We start from the raw sequence: 21772 nt of genomic DNA, 5'->3' as shown, positions 1-21772 counted from the left end.
ACAAAATCGTATCAGCAGCGAATCTAAAGTTTTTTCAGTAGGTGATCGCCAACCCGCATTGCATTCGCCATAATCGTTAGGGAAGGATTGACCGCTCCGCTAGACGGGAAAAAGCTGCCATCAACAACATAGAGGTTGTCTACTTCATGAGCACGACAGTTGAGATCCAAAACAGAAGTCTTAGGATCTGTGCCAAATCGACAGGTTCCAACCTGGTGCGCCACCCCTTGCAAAGGAATACGCTTCCGGAAATAAAGTGAACAGGGCATGATCGTGTCGCCACATTCAATCGATTTCAGTACATGCGTCCAGCGGTTAGAAAGACGATTAAATGCCTCTGTATTGTTATCGGTGTACTCCAGCGTAATCTTGTCATCCTGGAGTCGAACTCGATTGGTTGCTTCCGGCAAGTCTTCTGCGGTCAACCACCAATCAACAGAGTGCTTTGCTGCCTCATCTAGCGCCATCCCTGGAGACAACTTCGGCGCATCTAAGACCATCATGTCTTTGTTGACTTTGCCCAAAAGCTGCACGTGGCCCATTGGGTAGTCAAAGCCCTCTTCGCCCCAGTAGTAGTCGTTAATCGCCAGCGTTTTTTGGAAGACTGACGGATTGGGCTTGCGGCTGATGCCCACAATCGCCCCGTTCTGGTGCTTCATGAAGTTGCGCCCCACCTGATCGGAGCCGTTGGCGAGGCCGTTGGGATGTTGGTCGGTTTGCGATCGCAACAACAAAACTGCCGAATTGATTGCTCCGCAAGCCACCACCACAATATTGGCCGAGAACGTTTCTAGTTCCCCCTCAATTTCAACCTCGACACCCGTAACCTCTTTACCTGAGGCACTCGTCTTAAGCCGCCGCACCATCGCCCCTGTGAGCAGCGTCAGATTATCAGCATTCATCGCAGGCTGAATACAGGTGATATCAGAATCAGATTTCCCTTTAACCATGCAGGGGAAGCCATCACAGGTATTACACCGAATACAGTCGCTCATGAGCTGATTGACCTCATTGAGCCGAATCGCCAGTGGTAAATAAAAGGGGTTTAGTCCCTTATCCGCCAGCCGATAGTGAATGTCTTGAATGCGAGGTTCATGGCTGATGGGAGGGAAAGTATAGTCCGCTTTCCGAGCCGGTTCAGTGGGGTCGAGTCCCTGCTGCCCATGCACTTGATAGAGCTGTTCAGCCTGATCATAATAGGGTTCAAAATCTCGATACTTCAGCGGCCACTCAGGCGAAATACCGCCGTGGTGAGTAATTTGCTCAAAGTCGCGCTCCCGCAGGCGAAACAGGGCACCGCCGTAGACCTTGGTATTGCCACCGACGTTATAGCCCGTACCGGGGTGCAGCACTCTGCGATCTTTGTCCTGCCAGATCTCATCGGTGTGATAGCGCTCCTTTTGGAACACCTCCACCGCATCCCAGTTTGCTTTTTCGCGGGGCAAAAATTCACCCCGTTCGAGGACGAGTATTTTCTTACCGCTGGGTGCTAGGCGATGGGCGAGGGTTCCGCCCCCTGCACCAGTCCCGACGATGATGATGTCGTAATGCTCACTCATCCAGTTCTCCTCAGTTGCAATAGGTAGGAACTTAAAGGTCTAGTACGACCCGCTCCGTTCCTGGCTTAGAAATACAGATCAGCACCGAGCCTTCGTCTGGCGTTCCGGTCGGCTCTTCGTCGTAGGCCACCTCCCCTTCCTGGATTGAGCACATGCAGGTGAGGCAGATGCCCGCGCGGCAGCTATAGGGCGGATCGATGTTGTTGGCTTCCGCGAACTCCAGCAGGGTGCCGTCGCTGGGTTTCCAGGTCAGGGTTTTACCTGAGGTTGCGAATACAACTTCTGCCGTTGCTACTGCACCCTCTGGCTCCTCTGAGGTCTCGACCTTCGCTTTGGGTTTGCTAAAGGATTCAAAGTAAACGTTTTCATCCGGTACGCCTAGGTCTCGTAGCCCCGCTCGAATGCCATCCATAAAGGGTGGTGAACCACACAAAAAGTATTCTGCCGTGGCTAAAGATGCGTTTTGGAGAGCCGGTGAGACCTCCGTTTTAATCAGGTCTGCATCGATATAGCCCGTGCTTTGATATTGGCCTTCATCTTCAGGGCGAGGGCGACTGTAGCGATAGTGAACGTTGACGCCAATATTATTTACCTCTTCGCGTAGGGCATGGAACTGACCGTTTCTCGCGCCGTGTAAAAACCAGACGGGCCGATCTCCGCCCTGAAGTTTGCAGGCCTTTGCCATGCTGATCATGGGCGTGATGCCAACGCCATTGCTGATTAAGACGGCGGGTGCGTTTTTGTTGAGGTCAAGGAAGAATTTCCCATTGGGGGGCTTGGCAGGTAGAACGGTTCCTTCATGGACCTGATCATGCATGAAGTTAGAGGCCAAGCCGGGTGGCACGTCTAGATCTTTGGGGGCTGGTTCTCGCTTAATCGAGAGTCGGTAATATTTGGGTGTCTGGGCATAGTCTGAGAGTGAATAAGTTCGAATCACAGGCCGAGGCTGTCTGGGGATGTCGAGCTGGATCGTTAGGAACTGTCCGGGTTTGAAGCCTGGGAGGGGGCCACCATCTTGAGGTTCCAGATAGAACGAAGTGATCTCTTCGCTTTCTTTGACTTTGCGACGGACGACGAAGGGCCGCCAATCTTTCCAGCCGTCCTCTGCAACGTTTGGCTGTGGTCGGGATGTTTTCGACTTTGTTTTTGTGGGGGCAACGACGGCACCTGCGATCGCACCCACTCCTCCTCCTGCCGCTGCTCCTAAGACCGCTATTTTGTGGGTCTCTTTAAGCTTAAAAAATCCAAGTCCCAATACACCGGCAATCAGGATAAAGGACGATACGGTAATACCTGCTGTCGCACTGCGAGCAATCGGATTCTGAATTTGTTTGAGATCTTGGAGCATTCGTCGTTTCCTCACGTATACACATATACACAGATGATGGCTCTAACGTCTTATATACAACGTTTTGTCCTGGCCCCCTGGCTCCATAATTCTGGGAGGAAAGCCGATAGCCGTCAGGAGATAGCATCAACTTTCTCTTTCTGCCGCCAGGGCCGGATAACCTGATCACATGCACTACAGCAGATCGGGCTGATACAAGGCGTTTCACCGTTGGGACAAAGTTTGCTGCAGATGGAGTGCGATCTCATCTTCGTAATCCGCTGATACAGGTCTGCCGCCAACAGCATTGCTAGCGGCGGTGCAAAGTAGTAAATCCAAAACGCCGTCCAGGTCTGAGCGGGTAAAGCTGAGCCAAAGGTGCGAGCTGGGTTCATGCCAAAGCCAGAAATAGGCGCAGAGAAGACAACGTAAAGCGTTACAAGTATCCCTGAGAAAAGTCCCGTTAGCCTAGCAATCTGGGGTGTGTTGCTGACCCAGAGCACCATCGTCATCAGGACAAAAGAAATCGTAAACTCTGCCACTAGGGCTGCAGGCCATCCCCACTGCCCCGGTACGGTCACTACGTAATTCACGGGAGCCTCCTGGAATGGAGAGCCGAGAGCAACCGCGACGAGCAAAACACCGGCTAATGCTCCGATGAACTGAAATAGGATATAGAAAAATGCATCCCAGGCTGCGATTTTATTGAGATGAAAGAAGGTTAGGGTCACGGCGGGATTGATGTGTGCGCCAGAGCGCTTGCCCCAGGGGGAATAGATAATTGCGATCGCGGTTCCTCCCATACCCAACCCCATCACCAGATCCCGCAACAGCGGATGGGGAAAGGACAAGGGCGAATTTTCTGCGTATAAGAGCGTTGCAAAAACACCGGCTGACACCATAAAGGTGCCTAGTCCCCAGGCTTCAATTAGATAGTTGGGCCAATGGTCTCGAAAGATTTGGAACATGCTGGTTCTCGTGCGTTTAATCGCTATCTTTGCTTGTCGATGAAGAAGCCTGGATGATTTTTAGTCGAAGAGTAGTGATGTGTAAACTGGTCTCGGAAAGCGCCGAGCAATATTTCACTGGCCCCCCTAGCCCCCCAATTCTGGGGGGGACGGCCTAACGCCGCAGATTCTTCCGTCAGACTTTTGCTGTTGCCAATAATTTCGACGACAGCATCAACTTTCAGGGAAATAGCCCAGCCGTTGAGACTCTCCCCCCAGAGTTGGGGGGCCGGGGGGGCCAATGCAGAGTTGAACGAGTCTCATCGACAAGCCTGTATAAATAGCAGCTTTTCAAAGAATGAAATCGCAACGCCATTCCCTTAAAGATCCTCACCCATCGTTTCTCCGTTTTGCTGAATCAACTTAGCAATCAATCCAGTCCAGCCCGTTTGATGACTTGCCCCAATGCCCGCTCCATTATCGCCGTGGAAATATTCATGGAACTGGATATAGTCTTTCCAATCGAGATTGTTTTGAAAGGTATCAATCGCGCCATACACCGGACGCTGACCGGCTTTATCTTGGGTAAAAATCCGCATCAATCGCCGGGAAATTTCAGCCGCAACCTCCCAGAGCGTCATCATGTGACCGGACCCTGTAGGACATTCCACCTTAAAGTCATCGCCAACGTAGTGATGAAACTTTTGCAGCGATTCAATCAGCAAATAGTTGACCGGGAACCACACGGGGCCGCGCCAATTCGAATTGCCGCCAAACAAGCCGCTACTAGATTCTGCCGGTTCGTAATCCACTCGATGCTCTTCACCATCCACCTCAAAAATGTAGGGATGTTCAGCGTGGTGGCGAGACAGTGCCCGAATGCCGTAGTCACCGAAGAACTCGGTCTCGTCCAAAAGCTTCTCCAAAATGCGGCGGAAGCGATCTTCTGAAACCACTTTGTTGGGCGTGAGGTAGCACAGCGCCAGCAGTCTACGTGCCTCCATGCCCTGAGTTTCCATGCAGGCGACGTTCGTTTTCAGATCGGGCCGGTGCTGAATAAACCATTCCAGTCGCTTCTTGAACGCAGGCACCTTCTCCAACATTTCGGGTTCTAGAACCGTCACTGCAAACAGCGGAATCAGGCCCACCATCGATCGCACCTTGAGAGGAAGCCGGTCGTTATTGGGTAGGTGCAAAACATCATAAAAAAAGCCATCTTCTTCATCCCAGAGTTGGGTGCCGTCGCCACCAACGTGGTTCATGGCCTCGGCAATGTACAAGAAATGCTCAAAGAATTTGGTCGCCATGTCCTCGTAGACCGAATTCTCTACGGCAAGCTCTAGCGCGATCGCCAGCATATTCAAGCAGTACATCCCCATCCAGCTCGTGCCGTCGGCCTGCTCGATAAATCCGCCGGTTGGCAACGGGGAACTGCGGTCGAAGACGCCAATATTATCGAGTCCTAGAAAGCCGCCCTCAAAGACGTTGTTGCCTTCGACATCCTTGCGGTTCACCCACCAGGTGAAGTTAAGCAATAGTTTCTGAAAGACGCGCTCTAGGAACTTGCGATCGCCTTTCCCTTTTCGTTTCTGTTCAATCTTGTATATGCGCCAAGTGGCCCAGGCATGAACCGGCGGATTCACGTCGCTGAAGGCCCATTCATAGGCAGGAAGCTGACCGTTGGGATGCATATACCATTCCCGCGTCATCAGATCGAGCTGCTTTTTGGCAAACTCAGCATCTACTAAAGCTAAAGGAATGGCATGGAAGGCTGAGTCCCAGGCGGCAAACCAAGGGTACTCCCACTTGTCAGGCATCGAAATAATGTCGTCGGCGTGGAGATGTTTCCACTGACTGTTGCGTCCTTTTTGGTGACCTTCCGGCGGCTCAGGGTTGTTGGGGTCACCCTGGAGCCAGTCCTCGACAATGAAATGGTAGTACTGCTTCGTCCACAGCAGTCCTGCAAAGGCTTGGCGCTGGATATTGCAGAGATCTTTCGTGCAGCTTGGGGTGACGGTGGCGTAGAACTCGTCGGCTTCAGAGATGCGATCGCAAAACACCGCCTCAAAATCACTTCCTCCACTATCATCCCGGTCACTCAACCGCAGCTCTACCACTTGAGTCTCCCCAGCCCCAATCGTCAGCGGATAATACGCCGCAGCCTTCGTCCCCACCCGCTCAGGATTAACGGCTTCCTTTTGCCCCTGAACAACGTAGTTATGAATGCCATCTTTCACATAGGGGCTGGCATTCTCCGTCTGGAATAGACGCTCAAAATTGGTCTCATTATTTGTAAACAGTAGATCGGCTGCTTTTGAGCAGGTCCACCAGCGTTCGCCTAAATCAGGGTGAGACACCTGAACCGTCTGCGGATCCTTAGCTTTCAAAAACGGTTCCGAGGTTGTTTCGTCCCAGGCCCAAGTATTGCGGAACCACAGCGTCGGCAACAGGTGCAGCGTTTTCGTCTCCGGGCCGCGATTGGTAACGCTAATTCGCATCAAAATATCTTCAGAGGATGCTTTTGCGTACTCCACCATCACATCAAAGTAGCGATCTTCGTTGAATATCCCTGTATCCAACAGCTCAAACTCCATCCCATCGCGTCCGCGCTGGCGGTTCTCCTCCTCAAGCCATTGATAGGGAAATGCGGCCTGCGGATACTTGTACAACCCCTTCATGTAGGAATGGGTCGGCGTGCTGTCGAGGTAAAAGTAGTATTCTTTAACATCTTCGCCGTGGTTGCCTTGGCTGCCGGTTAGGCCATAAAGACGCTCTTTTAAGATGGGGTCTTCCCCATTCCACAGCGCTAAGGCAAAACAGAGGCGTTGATGATTGTCAGAGATGCCCAGCAAGCCATCCTCGCCCCAGCGATAGGCTCTTGAGCGGGCCTGATCGTGAGAGAAATAATCCCAGGCTTCGCCGTAGGCGCTGTAGTCTTCGCGCACCGTGCCCCACTGGCGTTCGCTGAGATAGGGGCCCCAGCGCTTCCAATAGGAGATGCGATCGCGGTTTTCTGTCAGACGTTGTTCTTCGGGAGTGGTCATGGTGGCATCTCTATCTAAAACAACGAAAAAAAGTGGATATGTTCAAGTGTTCAGCTTTATTCCATCAGACGTCGGTTACGGTGCATACAAAAGCCTCTGTAGGATCTGGCAGAATTGCACGCGCTTCTTCATCTGTCTTGCTCTGCTCCATTCGCAAAACGCTCCACAGCCACCCACGCTCGCAAAGTCTCCGCCACTGACCAAGCCTGAGCAAAACAGCCTCGGGGAACAAACGGCGCATCTCCATCAAAGATTTCGCTAATGCTTCCGAGACCGTGAGCCGATAGATGATCCGCCATTGGCTCTAAGAGCGATCGCGCCTGCTCTGCATCTTTGTATACCTGTATATGAGCCTGTACATAAGGCCCCAACAGCCAGCCCCACGTCGTGCCCTGGTGATATACACCATCGCGACTGAGCTGATCCCCTCCGTAATGCCCTGTATAGTCTGGGTGAGCTGGAGAAAGCGATCTCAACCCCACAGAAGTCAGCAGTGACCGCCCGCAAATATCCACCACCGCCCGCTGTTGATCAGGAGAGAGTAGCGGAGTACTCCCAATTTGCCCCGACGCCATTGGCAAAGAAACCGCAAAAATCTGATTCGGACGTAGGGCCTCATCATTACCCTCGGGTCCATCCAACACGTCATAGCAGTAGCCCAGATCAGCCGACCAAAACCGCTGAAAGCCAGATCGGGTCTGCTCAGCCATATCCTGAAACGATTGGTGGGGCTTACCCAACCGTTGCGCCAACTGCGCCATCATTCGCAGAGCGCTGTACCAAAGAGCATTAATCTCAATTGGCTTACCCACGCGAGGCGTCACCACCCAATCGCCAACCTTGGCATCCATCCAGGTGAGCTGAACGCCTGCTTCCCCGGCATAGATCAAGCCATCGTCATCCAAGTGAATGGCGTAGCGAGTCCCCTTTTGATGCCAAGCAATCACCTCTGTTAAGGCTGGATAGATTTCTTCGAGTAGCGCATCATCTCTGGTTGCCGCATAGTATTCACGGATCGCCTCGAAGTACCAAAGAATCGCATCGACGGTGTTGTAACCGGGTTCCTCTCCCACTTCAGGGAAAACATTGGGCAGCATTCCCTGATCGAGGTATTGGGCAAAGGTGTGAATAATGGTGCGAGCAATCTCAGCGCGCCCCGTCGTCAGCGTCAGCCCCGATAGGCTAATCATCGTGTCGCGTCCCCAATCGCCAAACCAGGGATATCCGGCAATGATGGTTTTACCCTCTGGTGCTTCTGGCAATGGACGATCCACAACAAACTGATCCGCAGCCAAAATGAGCTGATCAATCCAAGGGGCTGTTGCTTTAGTGGGAGAGACCACCTTCCAACTTGCTAACAGCCTTTGCTCGTGGGCACGACGCTCTGAGAGAGCCACTTTGCCATCTAACTTCGGATCGCTCTCAGTGCTGGCCACAATCGTCAGTGTCTCCCCAGGCTGAAGCGTAATCGCAATCGTTGTGGAGTGAAGGTTGTCATCGCGATCGCCCAGCCCTCGGTATCGTTCTAGGGACATATCGAAACCGCTGTGCCATAGATGTTCAGCTTTCACCTCGCCTCGATCACAGAGCAGTGAGAAAGAGGTTGCCTCCTCAAACGGAGACACACGAACGCCATGAGGCACAGGCGCGATTTGCATCTGCCAGTCTTGCCCCCGCGTTTCATGGTGATGATCGCGGGTGTTGACGAACGCTTTAATCGTCAGGGTGAGCGGCGCACTGGCCCGTTTGAGACAATAGTGAATATAGGTCGTATTAGCTCCCGGCTGCATCCAGACTCGCTTCTCTAGCAGTGCCTCCCCGCAGGCATACTTCCATAACGGGATGCTGCCTTCTAGCTGGAACTGCTCAATATTCTGATAGCCCTGCGGTGCAACCGTGCCGTCTGCCCAGCGGTTTGTCGCCAGTTCGTAGACTTTCCCTTGATAATCAACGCTCTCATCGAGCTTAGTCAGCAGTAACGTGCGCTCCAGCGGCGGCTTCAGGGCTGCAACCAATAGACCGTGATAGCGTCGGGTCAACAGCCCAGCGACGGTGCCTGCTCCATATCCACCCATGCCGTTGGTGATCAGCCATTCTCTTTTCTCTGCAGTCGGCAGATCTCCACAAATGTCTCGACCTAACTGAACAACCATGCCGTCACCGCTCTTGAATACTTCAGTGGGAACAGGGACTATCCTCCCGTCGCGAACCCTGGATAAAGTGTCATGCCGCCATCGACGAAGAGCGTGATGCCGTGAACATACTCGGACTCATCGGATGCTAGCCAAACAGCAGCTTTACCAATATCAGTCGGTTCACCGACACGGTTGTAAGGAATCAGATTGAGCAAACTTTCTTCAGCCTCCGGCGTGTCCCAGGCATCTTTATTGATGGGCGTCTTGATCGCGCCTGGACCGATGCTGTTGACTCGTATTTTGTGGGGCGCTAGCTCTTGGGCCATGCTTTTCATCAGCAGCATAACGCCGCCCTTAGAAGCGGCATAGTTACAGTGTCCCGCCCAGGGAATCACCTCGTGGACTGAACTCATGCAGATGATTTTGCCTGCTGAACAGGATTTCTCAGGCACAACGCCACGGCGAATGAACTCCTTAGCCGCTTCCCGCGCACAGAGGAACTGTCCGGTGAGATTGACGCTGATTACCTTATTCCAGGCATCTAAGGTCATTTCGGTAAAGGGCTGATCTTTCTGTAGACCTGCGTTGTTGACCAGAACATCGAGGGTGCCAAAGGCTTCATAGGTTTTGGCGAATAGATTCAAGACCTGATCTTCTTGGCTGACATCGGCTTGAATTGCGATCGCATCTCCCCCCTGTTCTTTAACCTCATCAACCACAGCCTCAGCGCCCTTCGGACTGCTGGCGTAGTTTACAACGACCTTGGCTCCTGCCTGCGCCATGGAGAGCGCGACACCAGAGCCGATACCGGAGCTTGCCCCAGTGACGAGCGCAACTTGGCCTTGCAAACGCTGCATGTTGAACCTCTACTAAAAGAGAAGGATGCCTACGAAATAGACGGTAGAACCTCTCTATGAACATTGAGCGGTCTTAATAAGCAGATTATGCCAGGAATATTAGAACTTGATGATAGAAATTCTAGAAATCTCTGAAGTCTCTTCAGCTTTTTGCTGCCGTAAATTCTAGAATATGGTGAGCCGTGATCTGCGGCTGCTCTAGATGCGGGACGTGCCCACAGTTTTGAACCCAAACAAGCTGACTATCGGCGATCGCCTGTTCAAATTTGGGCGCATCTTTGCGGTTCATAATGCGGTCCTGCTCGCCCCAAAGAATCAGCGTCGGCTGCGAGATTTGGTCAATCTTGTCCGCTAAAAAGTTATAGCCGCCACTTTTCGCAAAAGCGATTAGAGCTTCCTGCCAGCGAGGATGCTGCAGATGCAAAGAAGCACAGATCTCGGCATCGGGTGTGACACAGTTGCGATCGCAATAGGCCTGCACACTGATTCGTCGTCGCACTCCCGGATTCCGCAAAAAAGCCGTCGCCCAGCCATCAATCGGTGGTCGCATCAGCTTTGTCGGTACTGCCGAGGTCGCAAAACCAGCGCTATCCAACAGCACTAGCCGGTCCACACAGTCAGGATGTGTCAGGCAAAAATCCAGCGCCAGCGCCCCTCCCATCGACGCTCCCACCAGCACCACAGGCCGATCAATCAGGGTTTTCCAGAAATGATAGAGATGTAGCTTCAGCTCTGCAGGGCTAAACGTAATATCCAGCGGACGATCTGTGAATCCAAATCCCAGCAAGTCCACCGCCCAAGTCGATCGCTGTCCTGCGACAAGCGGCAAGAATCGCCGGAACTCTAGGAGCGAGCTGTCAAAACCGTGCAGCAGCAGTAGAGGAACGCCATCTGTCCCCTGCTGCAGATAGGTCGTCAAAATTGGATCAGCACTAAAGCAGGTCTGAATCGGGTGCTGCTGAATCATCTGTGCGGCATTGATAGACGCGGCCTCAGTGAGCTGAGCCGTATCAGCAGGCAAAAAGCTAGGGAACATAGCGAAAGCATCAACATTTTCTCAAGCGTACCCCACCTGCCGATCCGTCAAGTGCAACAATGTGAAAGATTCTCCTGACAGGTTTTCCCTCTGTGCAGCCCTCTTTCCCTTCCTCCTCAGCTCAGTCTGTTTTGGGTATTGACACCACCGGTCCCACCCTGCGCTTGGGACTGAGTAACTTTGCTGACGTTAACCGCAATCAGTCCTGGGAGCTGGGCCGTGATCTATCCATGTATCTCCATCAGTCGCTGGCAACCTTTATGCCGCCCTGTGGTTGGCCTGACCTAGCTTGGATTGTCGTTGCTAAGGGGCCAGGGGGCTACACCGGCACTCGCCTCGGAGTCGTCACAGCTCGCACCCTAGCGCAACAGCTCAATCTACCTCTCTACGGCGTTTCGACCCTAGCAATGTTTGCCTGGGTCTACATCACAGGAGAACATTGCCAGCCCGATGTTCCGCTTGCCGTAGACATGCCCGGTCAAAAGGGACACGTTCACGGCGGCATCTATCAGCTGATGGCCGATCAAACTTTGGAAGTTAGGAGTTGCGATCGCCACCTTACCCACTCTGAATGGGACGTGGCTCTTGCTCAGCAAAACATCGAACATAGACTTTCACTACCCACTGCAGTCCTCAGCGATCGCTCCCTCAGCCAAGCTCTCCTGACCCTAGGTCAGCAGCAGCAAGTGAAAGGATATTCTGCCTGGGATTCAGTTCTGCCCCACTACCGCTAACGCAGCGGCCCTCGCGCTCGCTTCAGCTTTAGGAAGCCTACAGACAGCAAGACGAGAAGAACTTTAAAACCTGGGCCAGTCAATTAGGCCACTGGTGTTAGATCGGGCACCTTACCCAGAGCCATCAAGACCTGCTTTAACTCCGCAACGGCCTCGTGAGGGGGACCACCCGACGAACCATTCTCGCTTCCCTGACCACGCATGGCATCAAGCGCGTTCTGCATCGGCTGTAAGACATCTTCAAGGGTTTTGACCCGTCCCCAGCGCTGCGCGACCGTCGCCCGCTGTTCGTTCAGCTCCTGCTCCTGAGCCTCAATTTGACTGCGCTTGTTTTGTTGTGCAGCGATCTGCGGCTGCAGCGTTCCCTCCGCATTTTGAATAGAGACCTGAATGCGCGCAATCTCATTTTTGAGCACTTGTACTTGCTGATCTCCCTCCTCTTGCTCAGCCTCTAGCTGCTGCAGAATCGGCTCTAGCTTCACCTCAATAGATTGGCGCGTGCGGCTGTCTTTGCCCTTCTGACGTTGTCGCAAAATATCTTGATGCAAATGGAGGACGCCTTCGCGTTCCTGTAGCGTCTTTCTTTGGCCCTCAAGAGTCTCATTCAACAGCTTATACTGCTGCTGTTCCTGCTCGAGGTCACCGGTGAGACTCAGACGCTCATACTCACTCGCCTGCTCGACCTGAGACTCTAGCTCGTTAATCGTCTGTTGCTGCAGTTCTAGCTCCTCTTCTTGGTCATTGACAAAGCTTGAAAGCTTGTCTAGCTCTTTTTGCAGGCGGCTAACCGTTTCTTCAAGGTCTTCAACAGACATAGATCTGAGAGCCTGCAAATTTACCGTCGCGTTACCGGTAAAGCCATCTCGGACCTGATTGAGGGCTTGAGCAATATCTGCCTGCGCCTGCAGCTGCGTGATTAAGAAGCTGAGGCTCTCTGACTTCACCGTCAATATCTTTTCCTGTAGCTTTAGCTCTAGCTGTGCTTCCTCCAAAGTCCCCTGGGTCTGACGCCAGTCCTGCCAGATTTGGTCTAGATCGCGAGTTTTCTGATTTAACGCATCCTCAAGTTGCTGAGCCTGACTGCGATCCTCTTCTAATGACTGCCAGTATTGATTGAAGTGAGTTTGCTGCTGCTCGAGCATGCCTGCATCAGCGCCTCCCCCGTTTCCTAATTCAGTTTCTAGGCGCTGCAGTAAACCTTCAACTTGATGAACTTGCTCATCACTCAAAGAGGCAGATTGAGCGGTGTCGAGCTGTTGTTGAGCAGTCTGTAAACGCCCCCATGCCTCTTCTAGCTGCTGCCGATCTCCCTCTAGCTGCTCCTTGAGCTGCAGAATCTGATCGCGGCTATCTTCAAATTCGCTGCGCTGCTGTTCAATTTTTTGAGACTCCAACTCAAGCTGCTGCAGTTCCTCAGCGCGAGCTTCCATATCTACTTCGCGGCGAGTCAGCTCTTGACTCTGATAAATAAGAGACTGCTTCCAACCCTCAATTTCCTCTTCTTGGGTCTTAAATTTTTCACGCATGCGTGAAAAATTCTTAAGAATGCCCACCAGCTGTCGTGTTGCATCTTGAACGTTTTTGACATTCCGATTGGTGTCAACCTCTACCAAGACGAGAACGCCATGGTTATAGTCATTGCTGGCATCAAATGGCAGCAACTCTTCCCCAGGGACTGGACTCCAATTGTGTTCAGATTGCTTGCGGGCTAACAACCTAAGCTCAGTTTTTGCCCCCATGAAACCACTTTTCTTATTAATCTCTGCTAGATACAGCACCCCGCGATCCTCTTTCGTTTCTGACTTGACAGTTTGGCTTATTCTTTGGGACTGGATTTTGGCTTCGTCCCTACCTAGAACTTACATAGTTTTAGTCGATCAATAACGTTACCGTGCAATCATATCTTGCAGATTCCTTAGTCATAGAATATACCGTGAGACATAAGATTTATCGCAGCCATTACTGATCCTGCATTCCCTAATCTTAAGTTACCCATAAAAAACCATGACCTGAACTGCGCTAAAGCTGAAGAGCATCGGTATACTGTTCACCTTACAGAGGCGATAAACAAAGCTTTTGCCAGATCTGCGTCAAGAACCGCTGAAATTTGTTTCTCTAGGGCGGGTATCCTAAAGCTACAGGCCCATCGGCCTAGACCCATAGTCTAGTTTCCCAACCGACGAGTACACAATTGTACACAGTTGATGACCCACCTTTTTTGAGAATATTTCGGCTTCTCACCCGTGGTCCTGCGGAGTTTTAGACTCAGCGCAGACTCTAGGTTAACTCATCTCGGAATGATCTATAGATCTCAGGTAGCAACCCAATGAACAAGGTTTTAGTGGTAGACGATAGCATTACACAACGGCAACTCATGAGTAATGTACTCGAAGAAAGTGGCCTGACTGTATTGATTGCAACAGATGGAGTAGAAGCCTTGCAGCAAATTGAGGCTACTCACCCTGATATTGTAGTCTTAGACATTATTATGCCACGAATGAATGGCTATGAAGTTTGTCGCAAGATTAAATCTGATCCAGGTACGCAAAACCTACCTGTTGTTATCTGTTCATCTAAAACAGAAGATTTTGATCGGTATTGGGGAATGAAGCAGGGTGCAGACGCTTATCTTGCTAAGCCTTTTGCTGTTCAGGAACTATTGGTCACCGTTAAAGAACTACTCGCAGGTTAAGTGATCATGTCTACGAATCAAGAATTTCTCACGACGAATCCCTCAGAACCGCTTCCCGAACTCCAAGGGCTGCAAAACCCTGAAGGTGATTTATATCTACGCTTTTTTGTAGAGTCAGGTCAAGAGTTTGCCCTGCCTGCTATGGGTATTCGGGAAGTATTGTCCCTTGATCCAGAGCAAATCACTTTGGTCCCTAATGTTTCACCTCTACTAATGGGTATTCTTAATTTACGGGGGCAGGTCATTTGGGTCACAGATATTGGTCAGTTTCTAGGTGATGCTCAACCTTTAAATACTGATCGCTCTGAAATTTCAATTGTTGCCATCGAAACTCAAGAAGTGACGGTTGGACTTGCGGTTGAGCGGGTAATGGGAATGGACTGGCTAGATACGGAGCAGCTCACCTTGTCAACGAATGCACCAGACAGCATGGCTCCCTTTCTCAAAGGAGAGTGGATGATGGATGGCACCCATCAATCGCTTCGACTCCTAGACCCTACTGCGATTTTACGATCGGCAAGGTGGGCAACCTAGAGATAGAAGACAGAAGTAGATGAGACCGACTAGGATAACCTGAACCGTTTTACCGTTTCGACCTCTGTGTCGTCTTTTCTGAAATGAACGAATGAACTGCGAACCGATTACTCACCAACAGTATTGTCGTTAGGATTCAGAATCACCCATTGGCAGGAGCAGATAGATGTCAAGTACCCAGTACGCCCAGGACTACCAACAAGCCGTTAGCGCTTATATGAAGGAGCATTATCAGGAAGCCATTTTGGCAACGGACTCCCTGGTTGAGTACAAGCCTGATGATCCAAATTTGCGCTTGCTACGGGGGCATATTTATCGGGGTCTAGAAAGATATAAAGATGCTCAAGGCCAGTATCAGTCTGTTTTGGACCTCACGAGCGACCCAGAACTCGTTGATTGTGCTCGCTCTAGCCTAGCAGATACGAGTCACTATATCGACGACTCTGGCGGAGCAACTTCAATCCAGTCGATGGGATCATCTTCGAACTCTGATGCGTCGGGCGCGGCAGAGGCAACGTTTTTACAATCTTCGGGCAATACAGTCATGCAGTCAGAACGAGATTCGAATTCAACAATGACACACAGCGACGATTCAATGTATACAAATCCTTTTGATTCAAATGGAAGCGTTGATGAGAACGCTGATGATGCTTCCTTGGTCCTCCAGGACCTAAGTGATGGCGCGGATCAAGGGAATACAGAGGAAGATATGACCATCCTCATGCACCAAAATCAAGAAGCTCTCGCATCAGATAATTCGATCTCAGATGTTCCGGCGCTAGGTCATACCGCTAATAATGGCGGTGGACAAACTTTCTTAGACGATTCTTTCTCTGATGATGAAGATGACCTACCTAATACCGGCATCTTAGACTTTATTGATTCTGAGTCTTCGGGGGCGGCTTCTCCTGCAACTAGTGATGCATCTGCTTATGCCGATAACAGTCTGACCTCGGGCGACATGCCTAGCGACGATGATGATATAGAGGGCGATGGTCTGCCCACCCTGGCTGATTTTGAACTCGACGATCAAAGTAGTGCGCTAGACCCCTCCTACTCGATGGATATGATGACGTCGCCCAGTCTATTGGATGCCACGGGCGATCAGTCTGGTTTATTGCTAGATGATTTTGATGCGGTTGATTCTTCTTTGACCCTCAACCAAGACAACAGTGTTGGCGCCGTGGGGGCTGGAATGTCTTTCCCTGGGGGGATGGCTGCTCCGGTTGCGCCGCAGAAGCCTTCCGGCATCTTGGCTCCGTTTACAAATGCCTCTTTGCAGCAAAAACAGGTGATTACGGCGACGGCTGCAGGCGTTCTTTCTGCAGGCGCTGTGATTGGCGTGGGCTTGACTGCACCACAACCTGCTTGGGCAACCCTTGGCATGGGTGCAGCGGCGGCGGGTCTTGCCGGAGGGGCGACCACTCTGGTGCTCGGGCAAATGACCGCTAAGCAGATTAAGGCGTCCACCAGCGACCTACAGGCAAAGCTGTCTGCGGTTGCTCAGGGAGACTGGAGTGTCCGGGCTACAGAATTTTCAAAGGATGAGTTTGGTCAGTTAGCGACCAGCTTTAACGAGATGACGCGTTTCATTGAAGCGACAACTCAAGAAGTCCAGAATAAGGCAGAAGAGCAGGAAAAGGCGAAGGAAGATCTGCAGCGTCAGGTGATTCGCCTGCTGGATGATGTAGAAGGCGCGGCCCGAGGTGACTTGACAGTGCAGGCCGAGGTGACGGCTGACATTCTGGGCGCAGTTGCGGACTCTTTTAACTTAACGATCTATAACCTGCAGAAAATTGTAAAGCAGGTGAAGGTGGCAGCGCGTGAGGTGAACCGAGGTGCAGCAGACAATGAAGAGTTTGCTCGCGGCTTGTCTTCTGATGCATTGCGACAGGCGGAGGAGCTGGCGGTTTCTCTCAACTCTGTGCAAATGATGACCGCTTCGATTCAAGAGGTGGCTGAGAGCGCCCGAGCTGCGGACCAGGTGGCCCAAAAGGCGTCAGATGCGGCACTGAAGGGAGGCGAGTCTGTAGAACACACGATGGCGGGTATTCTTCAAATTCGAGAAACAGTGGCTGAGAGTACGCGTAAGGTGAAGCGTCTGGCGGAGTCTTCTCAAGAGATTTCTAAGATTGTGGGTGTGATTTCACAGATTGCGTCTCGGACCAACCTGCTGGCCCTCAATGCCAGTATTGAGGCGGCTCGAGCGGGTGAGTCAGGCCGAGGCTTTGCCATTGTTGCGGACGAAGTTCGACAGTTGGCTGATCGAGCAGCGAAGGCTTCCAAAGAGATTGAGCAAATCGTGCTCCAGATTCAGGGTGAGACTAGCTCTGTGATGACAGCAATGGAGGAAGGCACACAGCAGGTTATTGAGGGAACTCAGCGGGCGGAACAGGCGAAGCGATCGCTAGAAGACATCATTCAAGTTTCGTCACAGATTAATCAGCTTGTGAGTTCAATTACCCAAGCGACATCAGAGCAGACAGAGACGTCTCGCTATGTGTCTCAGGTGATGCAGTCAGTCGAATTGACGGCCCAAGAAACATCGCAGGAGGCTCAGCGAGTCTCTGATTCACTTCAGAACTTGGTGGGTGTTGCTAGCGACCTCCAGTCTTCTGTGGAGAGATTTAGGGTTGACGGTACTGAAGTCAGCTAGGCCACATTTAATTAACGTTGCGGGAATTAAAATCATCCTCAGGGAGATAGAGAAAAAGTGATGCAGCCAGAACAACAGCGGATTATGGTCTACTTTATTGAGGAGGCCAAGGAACACCTCAATACGATTGAGCATGGTTTGCTGAATCTGCAAGATGTGCTTGCAGAGCCAGAGATGCTTAATGATGTCTTTCGAGCGGCACACTCTGTGAAGGGTGGGGCGGCTATGCTCGGCATCCACAGTATGCAGCACATTGCCCATCGCCTAGAGGATTATTTTAAAGTCCTTAAAGAGCATCCTATTCAGATTGACCAAAAGCTAGAGTCCTTATTTTTTCAAGGATTTGATGCGCTGAGTGCCTTAACGGTAGAGCTGGAGAGTTCTTTTGCGCTCTCTCCAGATATTTCTGAGCAGACGCTCAATAGTGTTGAGCCTGCCTTTAATGACTTACATCACCATCTCGCGCAACTGGTGGGGCCCGGGGTTGATTTGAGTGATTTACTCCATAGTGCACCGGTGGCGGCTGCACCTGCGCCCGTGGCTGTGACGGTGGGGGCCGAACCCGATCCAGTGTGTCTAGAGGCATTCCAGACGGATGTGTTGGAGCAACTGCGCGTGATGCTGGATGTGTTCAAGCGGCCGGATGAGGTATCACACCGGCAAGAGCTGCAGAATGTGTGCCAAGGGCTTGAAGATCTGGGACAGGCTTTTCAGATTCCTGGATGGACGGATCTGGTGGAGAAGAATAGAGTTGCGATCGCAAACCCCGGTCAATCCTGGGAGACCCTCGCTCAGGTCGTCGTGCCTGAACTTAAAGCAGCACGGGACCTCGTTCTCAATAACCGAGCGACCGAGATTGCTCCTTCTGCAGCCCTGCTCGCCTTGTTACCTGTAGAGACCAGTAACGCCAATGGGGCTGACGACTGGCTGGGTGATTTGTTCGGCGATGAACCTGCTGATACCAGCACTAATAAAGATCTCAACTTCTTGCTGGATGATCTGCTGCAAGAGCCGCAGCCTGAAGCCATCAGCGTCAACGAGAGCGATTCCCTGAACCTAGATGAACTGCTGACGGCAGACGCTCCCCAGCCCAGCCCTGCGGAGGCTTCCCCTGAAGAACCGGTCCCTGCGACCACCAACTTTGACGATCTCGAACAGCTCTTAGACGAGCCTAAAGCGGCTCCTGTCGCTGCTCCACGGGTCGCTGCTGCAGCACCACGGGCCAGCCGCCGCGTGGGTGGAAACCTCAATCAAACCATGAAGGTTCCGGTTAAGCAGCTCGATAAGCTCAGCGATTTGGTGGGTGAACTACTGGTCAGTCGGAATACCCTAGAAGATGGTCAAGATCGACTCCGGCAGTTCTTAGATAACCTTTTATTTCAGGTGCAGCAGCTCAACGACCTGGGGCAAAAAATGGAGGACCTCTATGAGCGTTCGCTTTTAGAAGGTTCCTTGCTCAGTGCTGCCCAAGCTACAAGCGGCGGCGGTGGCAACAGCGATAACGGTAGCAGCACCCACGCAACCGGTGCCGACTTTGATGCCCTAGAGATGGATAGCTTTACGGGCTTCCATACCCTCTCTCAAGAAATGATTGAGCGTATTGTTCGTGTGCGAGAGGCAGCCTCCGATATTGAATTTGTGGTGGATTCCACAGAGCAGGTGACCCGCATCTTCCGGCAGGTGACGACGCAGGTTCAGGAAGGCTTAACAAAATCCCGCATGGTGCCCTTTGGGCAGGTGGCTGAGCGACTGCCTCGGGCGGTCCGCGATATTTCGCTCAAGTGTGGCAAACAGGCACGCCTGGAGCTGGAAGGACAGAATACCTTAGTCGATAAGAGCATTCTAGAGCGTCTCTACGATCCGCTGACGCACTTGGTCAACAACGCAATTTTCCACGGGATTGAATATCCTGATGTTCGTCAGTCCGTGGATAAAGAGACAGAAGGTCTGATCAAGATTCGGGCTTTCTATAGCGGTTCTCGACCTGATGAGGTACAAATAGAGAATCTAACCCCCTATTGAGTTTGATAGGAATGAGACCCTACTCTCTTGACTTACGCCAAAAGATTTTTGATACCTATCAAGCTGGTGGAATATCTCAGCGTCAATTAGCAAAACGATTTCGAGTGGCTCTGAGTTTCATTGAGAAATTACTCAAACAAGAGCGAGAGACAGGCAGTATTGCCCCTAAAGTTCGGACTCAGCAAACCCCGACCAAGCTCAATGATGCACAGCTACAGACGCTTGCAACACTCGTGAATGCGAATAATGATGCGACCTTAGCCGAGTTGCAGGAAAAATTGAAACAAGCCACTGGCGTTACGATTGGACGCTCAACAATGGCTCGGATGTTGAGGAAGCTGAACTTGACACGAAAAAAAAAGCCTACACCCGACCGAAAAGGAAAGTGAACGGGTGCAGCGTAAGCGTTCAGAATACTGGGAACTCATCCAAGGCATTCTCGCCCAGGATCTTATTTTCATTGACGAGTCGGGCATAAACCTGGCGATGACTCGGTTATACGCTAGGTCAACAAAGGGAGAAAGAGCACGGGGAGACCGCCCCAGTCGGCGCGGTAAGAATGTCTCTTTGATTGGTGCCATTAGCTTGCAGGGCGTCGTCACTCAGGTTGCCCTACTGGGGGCAACAGACGGACTCACCTTTGAGGCGTTTATCTCTCAAAAACTCATACCCAAGCTATGGAAAGGAGCCTGTGTCATTATGGATAACTGCTCTATTCATCTTGGAGAGGACATTGCAACCTGGATTAAGAAAGCGGGGGCTAAGCTGATTTATCTGCCGCCATACTCACCTGACTTCTCACCCATTGAAAACTGCTGGTCGAAGATCAAAAGTCTCCTACGCTCCGTCGGTGCCAGAACTTACACTGACCTCGCAAAAGCCATTGAAGATGCGTTCTCTAAAGTGTCGCTAGATGACCTTCAAGGATGGTTTACTCATTGCTGTTACTGCACCTCAGCAGCCTAGGAACCGCTATATCAAGGGAATCAGACCATCATTTCGATTACAGATGATGGCGCTGGGATTGATCCTGAGCGCGTTAAAGCAAAGGCAATCGACAATAAGCTGATTACGCCAGAGCAGGCCAAAACAATGTCGCGGCAAGATGCCTACGGCTTGCTGTTCATGTCAGGATTTACGACCCAAGATAAGGTTACAGACTTGGCGGGGCGGGGCGTCGGCATGGACGTGGTCCGCAGCAGCATCAATGATATTCGCGGCGTCATTAATACAGACTCTGGCCTGGGTAAGGGCACCACCTTTACGATTCGTCTGCCGTTGACCCTAAGCATCACCAAGGCGCTGTGTTGTGAGAACCAAAAATCGCAAATCGCCTTCCCGATGGATGGTGTTCAGGACGTGATCGACGTGCCTAAAGCTCAGCTCCAGCCCAACGAGAACGGCCAGGTCTTTGTCACCTGGCAGGATCGGCAGATCCTATGTAAGCCCCTGAGTGAGCTGCTTACCTATAATCGTCGCCTGAAGCGCAGCAGTGCCTATAGTCTGCCGCAGGAGAATCCTGACCAAGTTTCCATTGTGATTCTACGCAGTGGGGATGAGCGAGTTGCCATTCAGGTTGATCAGGTGATGGGCGAGCAGGAAATTGTGATTAAACAGCTCGGGGGCCCGGCTCCAAAGCCCCTCGGCATTGCTGGAGTCACAGTGAAGGGCGATGGCCGCATTATGCCGATTGCTGATGTGCTCGAACTTCTTGACCTCAGCTTTGACCGTATTGAAAGCACGAGCAATCTGTGGGCCAATGCGGGCGACATGCTACCGGCGGAAGAAGAGCTAGCGCCGATGGTGCTGATTGTGGATGACTCCATTACGGTGCGTGAGCTGCTGTCGATGACCTTCAATAAAGTGGGCTATCGAGTTGAGCAGGCTCGAGATGGCATGGAAGCTTGGGAGAAACTGCGCTCAGGTCTACCCTGTGATTTGGTTTTCTGTGACGTAGAAATGCCGAGAATGGATGGTTTAGAGCTGTTGTCTAAGCTACAGCAAGATGATGATCTCCACGATTTGCCGGTAGCAATGTTGACCTCTCGGGGAGCCACCAAGCACAAGCAGATGGCGATGAATTTGGGGGCTAAGGGCTACTTCACGAAACCCTACCTAGAAGAAATGCTGCTGGATGCGGCTAACCGAATGCTGCAGGGTGAGGTGCTGATTAAGGTATAGGGTTGATTTCTCTTCCTACTCCAGCAGATCTTGCTAGGATGACCGGGT

General features: G+C 51.7%; 15 protein-coding genes and 1 pseudogene. 7 read left to right on the top strand and 9 right to left on the bottom strand.

Annotated elements, in window-relative coordinates:
* Window positions 1-23: 23 nt before the first annotated feature.
* From C1752_RS01500 to C1752_RS01465, 8 genes are all read right to left on the bottom strand, one after another.
* Entirely contained in the window at window positions 24-1559 is a 1536-nt protein-coding gene (locus tag C1752_RS01500; protein WP_110984274.1) for a GMC family oxidoreductase, read from the bottom strand.
* Between the two features lie 31 nt (window positions 1560-1590).
* On the bottom strand, window positions 1591-2907 hold the full coding sequence (locus C1752_RS01495) for a 2Fe-2S iron-sulfur cluster-binding protein (RefSeq protein ID WP_110984273.1): 1317 nt from the start codon (window positions 2905-2907) through the stop codon (window positions 1591-1593).
* Window positions 2908-3020: 113 nt separating this feature from the next.
* Window positions 3021-3854 carry an MIP/aquaporin family protein gene (locus C1752_RS01490; protein WP_110984272.1) on the bottom strand — a complete coding sequence of 278 codons (834 nt, stop codon included), beginning with the start codon at window positions 3852-3854 and terminating at the stop codon, window positions 3021-3023.
* 23 nt (window positions 3855-3877) lie between these two features.
* Window positions 3878-4135, bottom strand: coding sequence for a hypothetical protein (locus tag C1752_RS01485; protein WP_110984271.1), 258 nt, complete (start codon window positions 4133-4135; stop codon window positions 3878-3880).
* 78 nt (window positions 4136-4213) lie between these two features.
* Entirely contained in the window at window positions 4214-6877 is a 2664-nt protein-coding gene (locus tag C1752_RS01480) for an MGH1-like glycoside hydrolase domain-containing protein (RefSeq protein WP_110984270.1), read from the bottom strand.
* Between the two features lie 128 nt (window positions 6878-7005).
* A complete protein-coding gene (gene glgX / locus C1752_RS01475) occupies window positions 7006-9030 on the bottom strand; it encodes a glycogen debranching enzyme GlgX (RefSeq protein ID WP_110984269.1) in 2025 nt (674 codons plus the stop codon).
* A 38-nt stretch (window positions 9031-9068) separates the two neighbouring features.
* Window positions 9069-9869 carry an SDR family oxidoreductase gene (locus C1752_RS01470; RefSeq protein WP_110984268.1) on the bottom strand — a complete coding sequence of 267 codons (801 nt, stop codon included), beginning with the start codon at window positions 9867-9869 and terminating at the stop codon, window positions 9069-9071.
* Window positions 9870-10011: 142 nt separating this feature from the next.
* Window positions 10012-10905: an alpha/beta fold hydrolase gene (locus C1752_RS01465; protein WP_110984267.1), complete on the bottom strand. Its 894-nt coding sequence runs from the start codon at window positions 10903-10905 to the stop codon at window positions 10012-10014.
* A gap of 92 nt (window positions 10906-10997) precedes the next feature.
* Here C1752_RS01465 and tsaB point away from each other — a divergent pair, with 92 nt between their 5' ends.
* The gene (gene tsaB, locus C1752_RS01460) at window positions 10998-11639 is read left to right on the top strand and encodes a tRNA (adenosine(37)-N6)-threonylcarbamoyltransferase complex dimerization subunit type 1 TsaB (protein WP_158534979.1); all 642 of its coding nucleotides are present in this window, start codon (window positions 10998-11000) and stop codon (window positions 11637-11639) included.
* Between the two features lie 83 nt (window positions 11640-11722).
* Here the strand turns inward: tsaB and hmpF are convergent, their stop codons facing one another.
* A complete protein-coding gene (gene hmpF / locus C1752_RS01455; protein ID WP_110984265.1) occupies window positions 11723-13417 on the bottom strand; it encodes a pilus motility taxis protein HmpF in 1695 nt (564 codons plus the stop codon).
* Between the two features lie 548 nt (window positions 13418-13965).
* On the opposite strand from hmpF, the gene C1752_RS01450 reads away from it, so the two are divergent.
* The 6 genes and pseudogenes from C1752_RS01450 to C1752_RS01425 form a co-directional block, all read left to right on the top strand.
* Window positions 13966-14331, top strand: a complete 366-nt coding sequence (locus tag C1752_RS01450) for a response regulator transcription factor (RefSeq protein WP_110984264.1) — start codon at window positions 13966-13968, stop codon at window positions 14329-14331.
* A 6-nt stretch (window positions 14332-14337) separates the two neighbouring features.
* Window positions 14338-14865, top strand: coding sequence for a chemotaxis protein CheW (locus tag C1752_RS01445; RefSeq protein ID WP_110984263.1), 528 nt, complete (start codon window positions 14338-14340; stop codon window positions 14863-14865).
* 166 nt (window positions 14866-15031) lie between these two features.
* Complete coding sequence (locus tag C1752_RS01440) at window positions 15032-17521, top strand: methyl-accepting chemotaxis protein (RefSeq protein ID WP_110984262.1); 2490 nt, start codon at window positions 15032-15034, stop codon at window positions 17519-17521.
* A gap of 60 nt (window positions 17522-17581) precedes the next feature.
* Complete coding sequence (locus tag C1752_RS01435) at window positions 17582-19543, top strand: Hpt domain-containing protein (RefSeq protein WP_110984261.1); 1962 nt, start codon at window positions 17582-17584, stop codon at window positions 19541-19543.
* An 11-nt stretch (window positions 19544-19554) separates the two neighbouring features.
* A protein-coding gene (locus tag C1752_RS01430; RefSeq protein WP_110984260.1) for an IS630 family transposase occupies window positions 19555-20509 on the top strand; the annotation gives its coding sequence in 2 pieces (ribosomal slippage) (window positions 19555-19895 and window positions 19894-20509; 957 coding nt in all).
* A 9-nt stretch (window positions 20510-20518) separates the two neighbouring features.
* Window positions 20519-21724: pseudogene (locus C1752_RS01425) on the top strand (hybrid sensor histidine kinase/response regulator); the annotation flags it as partial.
* Window positions 21725-21772 lie beyond the last annotated feature (48 nt).

The sequence above is a fragment of the Acaryochloris thomasi RCC1774 genome (genome assembly GCF_003231495.1).
Classification (GTDB): Bacteria; Cyanobacteriota; Cyanobacteriia; order Thermosynechococcales; family Thermosynechococcaceae; genus RCC1774.
The sequence above is the reverse complement of the archived record's forward strand: the minus strand, read 5'-3'. Positions and strand labels throughout refer to the sequence as shown.

Excerpts from the sequence above, each read along its gene's own strand:
- C1752_RS01445 (WP_110984263.1), top strand. The coding sequence starts at position 14,338 with ATGTCTACGAATCAAGAATTTCTCACGACGAATCCCTCAGAACCGCTT.
- C1752_RS01450 (WP_110984264.1), top strand. The coding sequence starts at position 13,966 with ATGAACAAGGTTTTAGTGGTAGACGATAGCATTACACAACGGCAACTC.
- C1752_RS01440 (WP_110984262.1), top strand. The coding sequence starts at position 15,032 with ATGTCAAGTACCCAGTACGCCCAGGACTACCAACAAGCCGTTAGCGCT.
- C1752_RS01495 (WP_110984273.1), bottom strand. The coding sequence starts at position 2,907 with ATGCTCCAAGATCTCAAACAAATTCAGAATCCGATTGCTCGCAGTGCG.
- C1752_RS01435 (WP_110984261.1), top strand. The coding sequence starts at position 17,582 with ATGCAGCCAGAACAACAGCGGATTATGGTCTACTTTATTGAGGAGGCC.
- C1752_RS01490 (WP_110984272.1), bottom strand. The coding sequence starts at position 3,854 with ATGTTCCAAATCTTTCGAGACCATTGGCCCAACTATCTAATTGAAGCC.
- C1752_RS01480 (WP_110984270.1), bottom strand. The coding sequence starts at position 6,877 with ATGACCACTCCCGAAGAACAACGTCTGACAGAAAACCGCGATCGCATC.
- C1752_RS01465 (WP_110984267.1), bottom strand. The coding sequence starts at position 10,905 with ATGTTCCCTAGCTTTTTGCCTGCTGATACGGCTCAGCTCACTGAGGCC.
- C1752_RS01500 (WP_110984274.1), bottom strand. The coding sequence starts at position 1,559 with ATGAGTGAGCATTACGACATCATCATCGTCGGGACTGGTGCAGGGGGC.
- glgX (WP_110984269.1), bottom strand. The coding sequence starts at position 9,030 with ATGGTTGTTCAGTTAGGTCGAGACATTTGTGGAGATCTGCCGACTGCA.
- C1752_RS01470 (WP_110984268.1), bottom strand. The coding sequence starts at position 9,869 with ATGCAGCGTTTGCAAGGCCAAGTTGCGCTCGTCACTGGGGCAAGCTCC.